Origin of the sequence: Staphylococcus americanisciuri, assembly GCF_024814435.1 — a bacterium.
In the GTDB taxonomy this organism is placed as follows: domain Bacteria; phylum Bacillota; class Bacilli; order Staphylococcales; family Staphylococcaceae; genus Staphylococcus; species Staphylococcus americanisciuri.
In genome coordinates this window covers 1-14,127 of record NZ_JANUXY010000007.1, presented here as the reverse complement: position 1 = coordinate 14,127, position 14,127 = coordinate 1, and the positions used below count along the sequence as shown (strand labels likewise).

The 14,127-nt window shown below is 38.5% G+C and carries 12 protein-coding genes and 2 pseudogenes; 9 read left to right on the top strand and 5 right to left on the bottom strand.

Annotation, left to right across the window (positions count from 1 at the left end; genetic code table 11):
- Positions 1–140: 140 nt before the first annotated feature.
- Complete coding sequence (locus NXS11_RS07720) at positions 141–1,037, top strand: 5'-nucleotidase, lipoprotein e(P4) family (protein WP_259200333.1); 897 nt, start codon at positions 141–143, stop codon at positions 1,035–1,037.
- Positions 1,038–1,086: 49 nt separating this feature from the next.
- On the opposite strand, the gene NXS11_RS07715 is transcribed toward NXS11_RS07720, so the two are convergent.
- A complete protein-coding gene (locus tag NXS11_RS07715) occupies positions 1,087–1,281 on the bottom strand; it encodes a DUF2929 family protein (protein ID WP_259200332.1) in 195 nt (64 codons plus the stop codon).
- A gap of 148 nt (positions 1,282–1,429) precedes the next feature.
- Here NXS11_RS07715 and NXS11_RS07710 point away from each other — a divergent pair, with 148 nt between their 5' ends.
- Together NXS11_RS07710 and fabF are read left to right on the top strand one after the other, a co-directional pair.
- Positions 1,430–2,371, top strand: coding sequence for a beta-ketoacyl-ACP synthase III (locus tag NXS11_RS07710; RefSeq protein ID WP_259200331.1), 942 nt, complete (start codon positions 1,430–1,432; stop codon positions 2,369–2,371).
- A 17-nt stretch (positions 2,372–2,388) separates the two neighbouring features.
- Positions 2,389–3,636 (top strand): beta-ketoacyl-ACP synthase II, encoded by a 1,248-nt coding sequence (gene fabF / locus NXS11_RS07705; protein ID WP_259200330.1) that lies wholly within the window; start codon positions 2,389–2,391, stop codon positions 3,634–3,636.
- Between the two features lie 43 nt (positions 3,637–3,679).
- Here the strand turns inward: fabF and NXS11_RS07700 are convergent, their stop codons facing one another.
- On the bottom strand, positions 3,680–4,057 hold the full coding sequence (locus NXS11_RS07700; RefSeq protein ID WP_259200329.1) for a DUF3899 domain-containing protein: 378 nt from the start codon (positions 4,055–4,057) through the stop codon (positions 3,680–3,682).
- Positions 4,058–4,307: 250 nt separating this feature from the next.
- On the opposite strand from NXS11_RS07700, the gene opp3b reads away from it, so the two are divergent.
- From opp3b to NXS11_RS07670, 6 genes are all read left to right on the top strand, one after another.
- Positions 4,308–5,234 (top strand): oligopeptide ABC transporter permease, encoded by a 927-nt coding sequence (gene opp3b / locus NXS11_RS07695; protein WP_259200328.1) that lies wholly within the window; start codon positions 4,308–4,310, stop codon positions 5,232–5,234.
- On the top strand, positions 5,234–6,295 hold the full coding sequence (gene opp3C / locus NXS11_RS07690; protein ID WP_259200326.1) for an oligopeptide ABC transporter permease: 1,062 nt from the start codon (positions 5,234–5,236) through the stop codon (positions 6,293–6,295). Before opp3b ends, opp3C begins: the two co-directional genes overlap by 1 nt.
- A 33-nt stretch (positions 6,296–6,328) precedes the next feature.
- Entirely contained in the window at positions 6,329–7,402 is a 1,074-nt protein-coding gene (locus NXS11_RS07685) for an ABC transporter ATP-binding protein (protein ID WP_259200325.1), read from the top strand.
- Positions 7,403–8,341 (top strand): ABC transporter ATP-binding protein, encoded by a 939-nt coding sequence (locus tag NXS11_RS07680; protein ID WP_259200324.1) that lies wholly within the window; start codon positions 7,403–7,405, stop codon positions 8,339–8,341.
- Between the two features lie 20 nt (positions 8,342–8,361).
- Positions 8,362–10,026, top strand: coding sequence for a peptide ABC transporter substrate-binding protein (locus tag NXS11_RS07675; protein WP_259200323.1), 1,665 nt, complete (start codon positions 8,362–8,364; stop codon positions 10,024–10,026).
- Between the two features lie 108 nt (positions 10,027–10,134).
- Entirely contained in the window at positions 10,135–10,683 is a 549-nt protein-coding gene (locus NXS11_RS07670; protein WP_259200322.1) for a DUF4256 domain-containing protein, read from the top strand.
- Between the two features lie 60 nt (positions 10,684–10,743).
- On the opposite strand, the gene trpS is transcribed toward NXS11_RS07670, so the two are convergent.
- The 3 genes and pseudogenes from trpS to NXS11_RS11095 form a co-directional block, all read right to left on the bottom strand.
- Positions 10,744–11,736, bottom strand: coding sequence for a tryptophan--tRNA ligase (trpS, locus tag NXS11_RS07665; protein ID WP_259200321.1), 993 nt, complete (start codon positions 11,734–11,736; stop codon positions 10,744–10,746).
- Positions 11,737–12,223: 487 nt separating this feature from the next.
- A pseudogene (locus tag NXS11_RS11100) lies at positions 12,224–12,352 on the bottom strand (LPXTG cell wall anchor domain-containing protein); the annotation flags it as partial.
- Positions 12,353–13,930: 1,578 nt separating this feature from the next.
- Positions 13,931–14,059: pseudogene (locus tag NXS11_RS11095) on the bottom strand (YSIRK-type signal peptide-containing protein); the annotation flags it as partial.
- Positions 14,060–14,127: the final 68 nt, after the last annotated feature.

Sequence of the window (14,127 nt, the reverse complement as noted above, 5' to 3'; positions counted from 1 at the left end):
TCAAATTAATTAGTTCCCAATTCGTGTATTTTTATGGTCAATGTAATGGCTTTCAAAGTAATTGTGTTATAATAGCGGGTGAGCATTAAATATTATTGTGTTTAATTGCTAAAAAACAAATACATAAAAAGGTGATGCACATGAATCAATGGACGAAAACTTCAGCGGTATTATTAACATTAGGGCTTGTGACGACATCTGTGCCAAATGATGCGTTAGCTTGTGAGACGGGGCACCATTCAATCACACAACAAACGCCAGAGGCTAGTGCAGAAGCGCAGTTAGCGTCACAAAATATGATGAGTGTCGCATGGTATCAAAACTCTGCAGAGGCAAAAGCATTGTATGCGCAAGGCTATAATTCAGCAAAAGAAGCGTTAGATGAACAAATTAAAAAGCATAAAGGTGGCAAAAAGTTAGCTATTGCTTTAGACATTGATGAAACAGTTCTTGATAATTCGCCATACCAAGCGTATAGCACATTGCATGGTACGTCATTCCCTGAAGGCTGGCATGAATGGGTAGACGCAGCGCAAGCGAAACCGGTATATGGTGCGAAAGCGTTTTTGAAATATGCAGACGCACACGATGTGGAAATTTTCTATGTATCAGATCGCTCGCATGAAAAAGACCTTGATGCGACAGTGAAAAACTTGAAAAAAGAAGGCTTACCACAGGCTGATATAGCACATGTGTTATTGAAAAAAGAAGGGGAGCATAGCAAATCCGAACGCCGTAATCAAATCAGAACGGACTACCGTCTGGTACAATTATTTGGTGACAATTTATTAGATTTTGATGAACCGAAAGCAGCAACACCTGAAGGACGTGAGACGTTTGTCAAACAACATGAAGATGATTTTGGTAGCAAATACATTATCTTCCCAAATCCGATGTACGGTAGCTGGGAAGGAACATTATATAACAATGATTACAGCATCAGTCCAGAACAAAAATCACAGTTACGTCAATCTTCAGTAACATACTTTGACCCAGCAACGAAACAATTAAAGCAACAAGAACAGCACAATAATTAGCAAAAAGAAAGCCATTGCATCCTTTAATACGGGGCAATGGCTTTTGAAATTAATGTGTTTCAGTTGATTGACGCGTTGATGATGATCCGACTGCATCTAGTATTAAGATAATGACAAAAAGAAAAGCAGCTAATGCGATCGGCGTCACTAAGTTAAGTGGTCCGCCACCGTTTAAACTGTTCAATACAAAGTTCACCATCTCAAATAATATGACAGCCCAGATAAACGTAATGATGTATTTCATTATGTACGCCTCCATTTTTGCTGATACTGCTATTATAAAGCTCTTTCATATAATTGTATAGTATTGATGAGTGTATAGCTTGTCATTTTTTAGTACCTTGTGTTAAATTAATACCTGGTATTAAAAAAATAAAGAAGGTGTTCAAACCATGAATGTGGGAATTAAAGGATTTGGCGCTTATGTCCCAGAGCGTGTCGTTGATAATAGCTATTTTGAAGCATATCTTGATACGTCAGACGAATGGATTTCACAAATGACTGGAATTAAAGAACGTCGCTGGGCAGATGAAGAACAGGACACATCACATCTTGCGTATGAAGCAAGTGTGAGAGCAATTGAAGATGCAGGGATTCAACCGGAAGATGTTGATATGGTTATTGTCGCTACTTCGACAGGAGACCATCGTTTCCCAACAGTGGCAAATATGTTACAAGAACGCTTAGGTTTGACGAAAGTCGCTTCAATGGATCAGTTAGCAGCATGTACAGGTTTTATGTATGGCATTGTGACTGCGAGAGCGTTTATACTATCAGGGGATTACAAAAATATTCTAGTCGTAGGTGCAGATAAACTTTCAAAAATTACAGATTTAAATGATCGTGGTACAGCGATTTTATTTGGTGATGGCGCAGGTGCAGCTATTATTGGCGAAGTGTCAGGTAACCGTGGTATTCTAAGTTATGAAGTCGGTTCTGATGGTATTGGTGGCAAGTATTTATATCAAGAACAAGAAACAGACTTAATCCGAATGAACGGACGTGAAGTATTCAAATTCGCTGTTCGTGTAATGGGAGATTCATCGACACGTGTTGTTGAGAAGGCTGGATTGACAGCTGATGACATCGATATGTTTATACCACATCAAGCAAACATTCGTATTATGGAGTCAGCACGGCAACGTCTCGGGATACCTCAAGAAAAAATGAGTGTGTCCGTAGATAAATATGGTAATACATCGGCTGCATCGATTCCTTTAAGTATTGGACAGGAACTTGAAAATGGTCGTATTAAAGATGATGATATTTTAGTACTCGTAGGATTTGGCGGTGGGCTTACTTGGGGCTCAGTCGTGATTCGCTGGGGTAAATAGAAAGAGGAGGAAATCCAATGACAAAGAAACAACGTGTTGTAGTAACGGGGTTAGGTGCATTGTCACCGATTGGTAACGACGTTCCTACAATGTGGCGCAATGCATTAAATGGTGTCAATGGAATTGATAAAATCACACGCATTGATACAGAACCCTATCAGGTTCATATTGCTGGAGAATTAAAAGATTTTGATATAGAAGACTATATTCCTAAAAAAGAAGCACGTAAGATGGCACGCTTTACACAATATGCGGTTGTTGCGGCACGTCAGGCTGTTGAAGATGCTAAGTTGACGATTGATGAATCCAATGCGAATCGTGTCGGAGTATGGATTGGTTCAGGTATCGGTGGTATGGAGACATTTGAAGATGCGTTTGAACAATTGAAAAAACGCGGACCTCGACGTGTTAGTCCATTCTTCGTACCGATGTTGATTCCAGACATGGCCTCAGGGCAAGTATCTATTGATTTAGGTGCAAAAGGGCCGAACGGTTCAACAGTAACTGCATGTGCAACAGCAACGAACTCAATTGGTGAAGCATTCAAGTTTATTCAACGTGGTGATGCAGATGCAATGATTGCAGGTGGGACAGAAGCCCCAATTACACATATGTCAATTGCTGGATTCAGTGCGAGCCGTGCATTATCAACAAATAATGACGTTGAAACAGCATGTCGCCCATTCCAAGAAGGTCGTGATGGCTTTGTAATGGGTGAAGGTGCAGGTGTCATTGTGTTGGAATCTTTAGAATCTGCACAAGCACGTGGTGCACATATTTATGCAGAAGTAGTAGGTTATGCTTCAACTGGTGATGCACACCATATCACAGCACCAGCACCAGAAGGAGAAGGTGGTGCACGTGCGATGCAAGCAGCATTAGATGATGCAGGTATCACGCCAGATGAGGTACAATACTTGAATGCACATGGTACAAGTACACCGGTAGGAGACCTATTTGAAATTCAAGCGATTAAGCGCACATTTGGTGATGCAGCACAATCATTAAAAATTAGTTCAACAAAATCAATGACGGGTCACTTGTTAGGTGCCACAGGTGGTATTGAGGCAATCTTCTCAGTGTTAGCTATTCGTGATGGTAAAATTGCGCCAACAATTCATGCGCATGCACAAGATCCAGAAATTGATTTAGATATTACACCTAATGAAGCGGTTGCTCATGATATCACATATGCGATGAGCAATAGTTTAGGTTTTGGTGGCCATAACGCAGTACTGTTATTTAAAAAATATGATCAAGCTTAATCAAAAGATGCTTACTCGATGAAGGGTAAGCATCTTTTATATCTCAAATCATAAAAGATAAAAGAATGGATAGGATAAAATAGCATGTATTAACGATTAATACTGGCTTAATCCATGGCTGTACATCATAATGTTCACGTTTAGGAGATTTAGGATTGTGAAACGTATCTTCTTCATACATGCGTCGACTTTTTTTGCGCATCATTTGATAGCGAAACTTACGAAATCCATAGCTAGTTACGTCAAAAATACCCTCTTGTACAAGTAATAAAGTAAATAAAAAGATGCTTATAATCAATGATAACGAAAAGAATGTGTTAAGAAAATGTAACCAACTGTGATCGCCTAACAACCAAAGTAATAAAGTAATAATAGGTGTAATAAATATGTAAATAATTGTATTGATATTAATGCTTCTCATGCGCTGTTCCCTCCGAAAAATGTCATTTATTTTGTAAAATATAAGATATTATTTTTTAGTAATTGTTATTAATTCGAAAATGTTATAACAATCTTTGATGCTATTGAATAGTGTTATTATAGCATTTTTTATTCCCCAAAAAATTTATAGTTAAAAACATATTGATTATAAAATAGCAAAAGTCTATAATAGCATTAATATTTCTGAAAATTTAGAAAGGAATGTTAATTATGCAAAGGGGGAAGAATACATGCTTAAATATACGCTTAAGCGTTTATTGTATATGGTGATTTCGCTATTCATCATCATTACAATCACATTTTTCTTGATGAAGTTAATGCCTGGTTCACCATTCAATGATGAGAAGTTGAGTGAAGAACAACGGATTATGTTGAGTGAGAAGTATGGGCTTAATGATCCATTACCGGAACAATATGTGAATTATTTGAAAAATGTGGTAACTGGAGATTTCGGTAATTCATTCCAATACAATGGACAGACTGTATGGGAATTAATTCAACCGCGATTGATTCCATCATTGCAAATGGGTCTTATCGCAATGGCAATAGGTGTTGTCTTCGGTGTGATTTTGGGCGTGCTTGCGGCAACAAAGCAAAATACATGGGTTGATTATTTAGCCACGCTAATTTCTGTTATTGCGATATCAGTACCATCATTCGTATTAGCAGTATTATTACAATATGTATTTGCCGTGAAGTTACAATGGTTTCCAGTTGCTGGTTGGGAAGGTGTCTCGACAGCTATCTTGCCATCGTTGGCCTTATCAGCCGTCGTCTTGGCAACAGTTGCACGCTATATTCGAGCTGAGATGATTGAAGTGTTGAGTTCAGATTATATTTTATTGGCGCGAGCAAAGGGGAATTCAACATATACGGTGTTATTCAATCATGCTTTACGAAATGCATTAATTCCAGTTGTAACAATTCTTGTACCAATGTTAGCAAGTATATTGACAGGAACTTTGACGATTGAAAATATTTTTGGTGTACCTGGTCTAGGTGATCAGTTCGTACGCTCAATTACAACGAATGATTTTTCCGTGATTATGGCGATTACATTGTTATTTAGTACATTATTCATTGTGTCAATTTTTATTGTCGATGTGCTATATGGCTTTATTGACCCACGTATTCGTGTGCAAGGGGGTAAAAAATAATGACGAAAGACTTACATGATTTACCACAAGACGATTCATCAAGTGCAACAATGGCGCAAACAACAGGTGTCATACACGAAGATTTCGTTCGAACGGGTGAGCCTGATCTTAGTCAACAAGCGTTACAGCGTGAAGGACGTACATTTTGGCAAGATGCTTGGACGCAACTGACACATAACAAGCTTGCAGTTGTTGGCATGATTGGTCTATTGCTGATTTTATTTTTAGCATTAATCGGTCCGATAATGAACAGTCATGATTATGCAGAACAAGATGTTCAGCGTCGAAACCTTCCACCCAAAGTTGCAGTATTAGACAAAATTCCATTTCTACCATTTGATGGTTCTAGTACCGAGGGAAATGCTTATGAAAAAGCCAATGTGAAAGAAAATTTCTGGTTTGGAACTGATCAACTAGGACGTGATTTATGGACACGCACTTGGCAAGGCGCACAAGTATCATTGTTTATTGGTTTTGTCGCAGCCGTACTTGATATTTTTATCGGTGTTATCTATGGTGCTATCTCAGGCTATTTTGGTGGCCGTGTCGATGACTTCATGCAACGTCTGATTGAGATTATTTCGTCTATTCCAACACTGATTATTGTAATCTTATTCGTTTTGATTTTTGAGCCATCTATTTGGACAATTATTTTGGCGATGACGATTACTGGATGGATTGGCATGAGCCGTGTAGTACGTGGAGAATTCTTGAAGTTAAAAAATCAGGAATTTGTACTTGCATCACGCACATTGGGGACATCTGATTTGAAATTGATTTTCAAGCATATCTTACCTAACACACTAGGTGCTATTATCGTAACATCAATGTTCACTGTACCAAACGCCATCTTTTTCGAGGCATTTTTAAGCTTTATTGGGATTGGTGTACCAGCACCACAAACATCACTTGGCTCATTGGTGAATGAAGGACGTGCAATGTTATTAATTCATCCGCACGAGCTATTCATTCCGGCTGTTGTATTGAGTTTATTAATCTTATTCTTCTATTTGTTTAGTGATGGCTTGCGAGATGCATTCGACCCTAAAATGCGTAAATAGAAAATGAGATTGTGAAAAAGGAGGAAAGGTACCATGTCTGAACATTTATTAGAAGTAAAAGACTTGCATGTGTCCTTTGATATTACAGCAGGGGAAGTGCAAGCGGTTCGCGGAGTAGATTTTTATTTGAACAAAGGGGAAACACTAGCGATTGTGGGAGAATCTGGTTCTGGAAAGTCTGTGACGACAAAAGCAATAACGAAGCTGTTTCAAGGACCAACTGGACGAATCAAACAAGGTAAAATTATATTTGATGGAGAAGATTTAACGCAAAAGACAGAAAAAGAGTTGATGAAGTTGCGTGGTAAAGAGATCTCTATGATATTTCAGGATCCAATGACATCGCTCAACCCGACAATGAAAGTGGGTAAGCAGGTGATGGAACCGATTATTAAACATATTGGATTAAACAAGGCCGATGCGAAAAAGCGTGCCATCGAATTGCTAGAGCTTGTGGGGTTGAAAAACGTTGAATCACGTTTCAATGCTTATCCGCATCAATTTTCAGGAGGACAACGCCAGCGTATAGTGATTGCGTTAGCACTGGCATGCGAACCGAAAATATTGATTGCGGACGAACCTACGACGGCATTAGATGTGACGATGCAAGCGCAGATTTTAGATTTGATGAAAGAGCTTCAACAAAAGATTGATACGGCGATTATTTTTATCACACATGATTTAGGCGTCGTTGCCAATGTGGCAGATCGTGTGGCAGTGATGTACGGTGGACAAATGATTGAGACGGGGAATGTAGATGAAATATTTTATGATCCACGTCATCCATATACATGGGGTTTGTTATCGTCAATGCCAGACTTAGAAACACAAGACGACACAGAGTTATTGGCAATTCCAGGGACACCACCTGATCTGGTACACCCACCAAAGGGAGATGCCTTTGCGCCGCGGAGTCATTATGCATTGGCAATCGATTTTAAAGAAGCACCACCATGGTTTGGTGTATCACCGACGCATTATGTGCGTTCTTGGTTGTTAGATGAACGTGCGCCGAGCGTTGAACCACCAGAGATTGTAAAACGCAAACAGCGCCACATGCCAAATAACTTCGACAAACCAGAACGTGTAGAAAGGGTGTCGTTTTAAATGGAAAATAGGGAGAAACTAGTAGAAGTACAACACTTAAAACAATACTTCAATGCTGGAAAGGCGAATGAAGTTCGTGCCATCGATGATATTTCATTTGACATTTATAAAGGAGAAACGTTTGGTCTGGTTGGTGAGTCGGGTTCAGGCAAATCAACGACTGGGAAAGCGATTATCAAGTTAAATGATGTGACAGATGGCAAGGTGCTTTACGAAGGGGTTAATATACAAGAAATTAAGAAGCGTAAAGAATTATTGAAGTTTAATAAGAAGATTCAAATGATTTTTCAAGATCCATATGCGTCGCTCAATCCTCGTTTAAAGGTGATGGATATCGTTGCAGAAGGGATTGACATTCATGGACTTGCGAAAGACTCACGCGATCGTAAAAAACGTGTGTATGATTTATTAGAGACAGTGGGATTACGTAAAAGCCATGCCAATCGTTATCCCCATGAATTCTCAGGAGGACAACGACAACGTATCGGTATTGCGCGTGCATTGGCAGTCGAACCAGAATTTATTATTGCGGATGAACCTATTTCAGCGCTAGATGTTTCTATTCAAGCACAAGTTGTGAACTTGATGCAGAAGTTGAAGCGAGAGCGCGATATTACATTTTTATTTATTGCGCATGATTTATCGATGGTTAAGTACATATCCGATCGCATTGCGGTAATGCATTTAGGACGCATTGTGGAGATTGGTACGGCTGACCATATTTACAACCACTCTGTTCATCCATATACACGGTCGTTAATTTCAGCTGTTCCGCAGCCAGACCCTGAGACTGAGCGTACGAGAAAGCGGATTACATATGTACATGATGCCAGCAAAAACGATCAACGTTCACTAAAAGAAGTCGCACCGGAACATTTTGTTTTTGCGACAGATGAAGAACTGGCACAATTTCAAGCAGCGTATCAGACTCAAGTATAACTTTGAAAGGGGAATGTCAAGTGAAGACTCGGAAAACATTGAAATTATTCACGCCAATCTTGGCAGCTGCACTTATTTTGTCAGCGTGTGGCAGTGGCGAAGGGGTTTATGATGATAAAGGGCAAGTCTTTCGTAAAGTGATTCCACAAGATATGTCATCACTAGATACGGCAAAAGTAACGGATTCGGTCAGTTTCGATAAGTTCAATCAAGTGTATGAAGGCTTGTATGTATTGGACGGCAAGGATCGAGCACAGCCTGGCGTTGCTAAAGGAGAACCGAAAATATCAGCAGATGGTAAGACATGGACGATCAATTTACGAAAGGATGCTAAATGGTCGAATGGCGACCCAGTAACTGCACATGACTTTGTCTTCTCATGGCAACGTGTGTTAAACCCAGATACAGCGTCTGAATATGCGTATATTATGTACGACTTAAAAAATGCCGAAGAAATCAATGCAGGTAAGAAGAAACCAACAGAACTCGGTGTGAAAGCGTTAGATGATTATACGTTACAATTCGAATTAACCAAGCCAGTACCGTACTATAAAGAAATGTTAGCATTTGGTACATTTATGCCACAAAATGAAAAAGTTGTTAAAAAATATGGTGAACAATATGGTACGAAGGCAGATAAAGCGGTTTATAACGGTCCATTTACTGTGAAAGAATGGGCAGTAGAAGATAAAATTATGTTAGAAAAGAACGACAAGTATTGGGATAAAGATGTTGTGAAGTTAGAAAAGGTTAATTACAAAGTTCTAAAAGATCAACAAGCAGGTGCATCACTCTATGATACAAATTCAGTAGATGATACCTTGATTTCAGCGGAGCAAGTAGAAAAATACAAAAACAATCCTGCTTTGCAAAAACGTTTATTAGCTGCAACATTTTTCTTAAAGTTAAATCAAGGGAAAGTGAGCGCTTTCAAAAACAAAGATATGCGTTTAGCTTTGGCACAATCAGTCGATAAACAGGCATATGTTAACTCTGTTTTGAACAATGGTTCTGCTCCAAGTGATGATTTTACTGGAAAAGGTACAGCGAAAGCACCGGATGGATCTGACTACACAAATCAAATTGATTCGCCACTCGTGTATAATCCTAAAAAAGCGAAAGAACACTATGAAAAGGCGAAAAAAGCATTGGGTAAAAATTCATTTACTTTTACGTTGAATACTGATGATACACCGGCGAATAAAGTGTCAGCAGAGTTTGTGAAAGCACAAATTGAGCAAAATCTACCTGGCGTGACGGTTAAAATTAAGCAGTTGCCATTTAAGCAACGTATCGCACGTGAACATAGTGAAAACTATGATATCTCATTTTCTGGTTGGGGACCTGACTATCCAGATGCTTTGACATTCTTGGAAATTATGACAACGGGTAATTCAGCGAACAACACGGGTTGGAGTGATAAGACATACGATCAAATGTTGAAAGATGCGAACGGTCCATTACTTCAAAAATTGCAAGAACGCAATCAGACATTAGTTGATGCTGAAGAGCGCTTGTTGAGCGATGCCCCAATTGCCCCAATTTACCAGAAAGGGGAAGCGCATTTGACGAATCCACAAGTGAAAAATTTGCAATACCATAATATTGGTGGCGATACAACATTGAAATATGCGTATATTGATAAAAGTATTGATCGTGAAACAGGTAAAAAGAAAGAAAAATAAGTTACAAGAAACAGGACACTCATATGATAAGCGTGTTCTGTTTTTTGTTCTCGCAAAGGATGATATCTCTTGTTATGATAGAGATATTAATATAAAAGGAGTACATTGATGAACACATTAACGCCAGAAGAAAGAGAGACATTGCTTACCGTATTAAAGGAACGTTTTGAGAAATATCCAGAACGTCATGAAGGTATTGAATGGGAAGAGGTTGAACAGCAGTTACGTACAACGGATGATAAGTTGTGGTCACTTTATGAAATGGAACGCACAGACGGGGAACCCGATGTTATTGGTATGGAAGATGGACAGTATGCATTTATAGACTGTTCAGTGGAAAGTCCAAAAGGGCGTAGAAGTGTGTGCTATGATCAAGCTGCATGGGAAGCACGTAAGAAGCATAAGCCTAAAACGAGTGCAATGGAAATGGCTGTAGCAATGGGAATTGAGATGTTGACAGAAGCACAGTATCGTCATTTACAAACACTTGGTACATTTGATAAGAAAAGTTCAAGTTGGATTGCAACACCAGATAAAATTCGAGACCTAGGGGGCGCATTATTCTGTGACTATCGTTATAATACGGTATTTACGTATCACAATGGTGCAGAATCTTATTACGCTTCTAGAGGTTTTCGTGGTATGTTAAAAATTTAAAATCAATCAAAAGAGCAGGCGCCTGTTGTATTGACAGATGTCTGCTCTTTTATCGTGATATTATTTTGTTTTGCGTCCTAAGCCCATCGCTTTTTCCATTTTTTTCAATGTTTTATATGATGCGCGCTGTGCTTTGTCACGACCTTCATCTAAAATGGCGTCTAAACGATCAGATTGATAGAATGTATTGAATTTTTCTTGAAAGTCGATGAGGAAGTTTTCTACGACTTCTGCCAAATCACCTTTGAAAGCGCCATAGCCTTGACCTTCATATTGTGATTCTAGTGATTCAATCGATGTATCTGTTAAGCTGGAGTAAATAGTTAATAAGTTAGAAATACCTGGTTTGTTTTCTTTATCGTATTTAATGATACCGTCTGAGTCTGTCACTGCACTTTTAATCTTTTTCGCAGCGAGACGAGGCTCATCTAATAACGAAATAAAGTTTTTTTGGTTATCATCGCTCTTACTCATCTTCTTAGTAGGATCTTGTAAACTCATCACGCGACCACCGACTTTAGGCATATGAATGTCTGGCTTTACAAGTACATCGTTATAACGACTATTGAAACGATCTACTAGGTTACGTGTTAACTCGATATGTTGTTTTTGATCATCGCCGACTGGTACGATATCAGTATTATATAAGACGATGTCAGCTGCCATTAATGGTGGGTATGTCAACAGTCCAGCTGGAATACCGTCATTTTGCTTTTGTGCTTTGTCTTTGAATTGTGTCATGCGTTCAAGTTCACCGACTGATGAAATGGTTGTTAACATCCAACCAGCCTGAACGTGTGCGGGCACTTCAGATTGAATAAAAAGAGTAATCTTATCAGGATTAAGACCAGAAGCAAGGTAAATAGCTGCTAATTTGCGTGTCTGTTCGCGTAATTTTAAGCGATCTTGTGGCACAGTAATTGCATGTTGGTCAACAATGCAGAAATAGCAATGATAGTCATCTTGGATATCGGCAAATTGTTTGAGTGCACCGATATAGTTTCCTATTGTTGGGATACCGCTTGGTTGGATACCGGAAAATAATGTTTTCATAAATAAATTGCCTACTTTCTGTTCATGAATATTCTTTTACTATTATAACAGTATTATTATAACTGTGCTTTACATTAATTCACAATGCTTGATCATTACAGGGTTTGTCATCACCATTTAATAATGAACGTATTTAATTCTGTATGTGTGAGATATACATAATATACAACTAAAGCAAGGTACTGATTTAAACATTAATATGACGTCACGACATACATCCCCATATCCATTTGCCTCAGTATACTGCTATCTCATTACTCAAGACAGACTTTACCGATTCTTTACAAAATACTTCACTCATTTTCCTTATTTTTAGTGAAACGCAAATATGAGCTTCTACTAATAAGTAAATAAAGCGTATTTTTTGAGAAAGAGCGTTTGTCTCGTTCTTTGCCCTTTATCTATAACAAACAATTTAACGTATTTCCCCTAAAAATTAGAAAGCCATGCGAAATATGCACGGCTTTCTACTATATATAAATACCTATTATGGACGATTGTCATGTTTTTGACGACGTCTGCTTCCTAAGAAGATTGCACCTATACCAGCAAATAATGAGCCAAGCAACGTACCATTTATATCTTGTTCGTTACCTGTGTCAGGTAATTTTTCTTTGCCATTACCCTTATTATCTTTGCCTTCTGAATCTTTATCTGTATGCCCTTTTTTATTATCATCTGCGTCAGAATCCGAGTCGCTATCAGAGTCGGAATCGCTGTCAGAATCCGAGTCAGAATCGCTATCCGAGTCACTATCAGAGTCGGAATCACTATCAGAATCCGAGTCGCTATCAGAGTCGGAATCACTATCAGAGTCGGAATCGCTATCAGAATCCGAATCACTATCAGAATCCGAGTCGCTGTCAGAGTCCGAATCACTATCAGAGTCCGAGTCACTATCAGAATCCGAGTCGCTATCTGCATCGGAATCAGCATCACCGTCACCCTCATCACCTGGTTCTAATTCACAAAGTGTTACAACAGCGATATCAGCTAAGTCTTCGTCTACCGGTGCCCAAAAAGTAACAGCCGGGCTGGCATGGAGCTGGAACTTTTCTGGATAGTTAAGGAGTGCGCTAGAGATATCTGGCCCTATTATACTCCAGTGTCCCATATTACGTGTTACTGCTACCCCTGGTTGACCATAAAAACCGTGTTCATCGAATGTCCCTAATTTAATTTTTTCTGGATGTTCAATATAGTAGTATGTACTACCAGAATCGATATATTTCACTTCATCATCAAAGACAATTTCATCCCGTGGCTCAGGTCTGTAATCATCAAGAGATTGTGAGCCTGTATCATAATTATTGATTCCATTTATTTCAGAAAATGATCTCCATCCTAAGCGCGCATCTAATGGTAAATAAGGTGTTTTTTCATATTGTTCTTTTGAAATATCAAACTCTACTTTCAAGCCAATAGGTCCTAGAACTAATGTATTGACCGTAAATGAACGAACTAAATCAGCCAGATTTTGTCCGCTTGTTGAATCGATATAGTTGCTCTCTTCATTTTTGTAAATATTATGTCTTACAACTGAAAGGGGTGTTTTGCCTTGTTCTTTTAATTTTAAATACTCTTCGTATGTTGGGATATTATGAAAATTTGGGTTTTCACCTTTTGTTTCATCATAACCATCTTCATATTGTTCATATGTCATTTGACCTAATTCCATCTCAACATCATGTGGTTTACTTGTTTTTTCTTCACGTGTTCCAATTAATGTAAATTTTACATTTTCAGCAAATTTAGGAATCGTAATGTTAAACGTACTACCTGTTTGAATATGATTACTTGATAATATAGGGTTTAATGATACTTCATAGTCATATTTCACACGTCCATCTTTTTGAATTTTAGCACATCCTGGTGTTACGTTGACGCCACCACCACCAACTTGATGTACGTTATTAGACAATATTTCTCTATCTTCTCCTGGTTCTGCTGGTACATATGTTATTTTCTCTTCTGGTTCAGAGGCTTCTTCAGTGTTTTGTACCGATTCCGTGCTTTCTGTACTTGCTGTTGTAGGGGCATCTGCCTCAGTTGTTTCTTCTTCACTTTTTGGAGTTTCAGCTTGTGTATCTGGTTCTGAAGTTGAAGATTCTTGTGTTGAAGTTTCTTGTGCTTGTGCTGATGTTTCTTCTGTAGATGTAGAAGTTGCTTCAGGTTCAGTAGTTTCAGCAGCTTGTGCACTATGTGCGGCGCCTAAAAACAACAAAGTTGTCAACACTGCCGATCCAGCGCCATAAGAAAATTTGCGAATACCAAAAATTTGTTTTCTGTGGTCATACTTTTTGTATTGTTGGAAGTTTTTCATAATTTCTTTCCTTTCCCTTAGTTATTAAGTATTGATTTGCTAATTTCATTTAACTATAAATAAAATAT

Bases quoted from the DNA above. Each gene is read 5' to 3' on its own strand.
- opp3C (WP_259200326.1), top strand. From the start codon at position 5,234: ATGACGAAAGACTTACATGATTTACCACAAGACGATTCATCAAGTGCA.
- NXS11_RS07700 (WP_259200329.1), bottom strand. From the start codon at position 4,057: ATGAGAAGCATTAATATCAATACAATTATTTACATATTTATTACACCT.
- NXS11_RS07715 (WP_259200332.1), bottom strand. From the start codon at position 1,281: ATGAAATACATCATTACGTTTATCTGGGCTGTCATATTATTTGAGATG.
- NXS11_RS07720 (WP_259200333.1), top strand. From the start codon at position 141: ATGAATCAATGGACGAAAACTTCAGCGGTATTATTAACATTAGGGCTT.
- NXS11_RS07710 (WP_259200331.1), top strand. From the start codon at position 1,430: ATGAATGTGGGAATTAAAGGATTTGGCGCTTATGTCCCAGAGCGTGTC.
- fabF (WP_259200330.1), top strand. From the start codon at position 2,389: ATGACAAAGAAACAACGTGTTGTAGTAACGGGGTTAGGTGCATTGTCA.
- trpS (WP_259200321.1), bottom strand. From the start codon at position 11,736: ATGAAAACATTATTTTCCGGTATCCAACCAAGCGGTATCCCAACAATA.
- NXS11_RS07685 (WP_259200325.1), top strand. From the start codon at position 6,329: ATGTCTGAACATTTATTAGAAGTAAAAGACTTGCATGTGTCCTTTGAT.
- opp3b (WP_259200328.1), top strand. From the start codon at position 4,308: ATGCTTAAATATACGCTTAAGCGTTTATTGTATATGGTGATTTCGCTA.
- NXS11_RS07670 (WP_259200322.1), top strand. From the start codon at position 10,135: ATGAACACATTAACGCCAGAAGAAAGAGAGACATTGCTTACCGTATTA.
- NXS11_RS07680 (WP_259200324.1), top strand. From the start codon at position 7,403: ATGGAAAATAGGGAGAAACTAGTAGAAGTACAACACTTAAAACAATAC.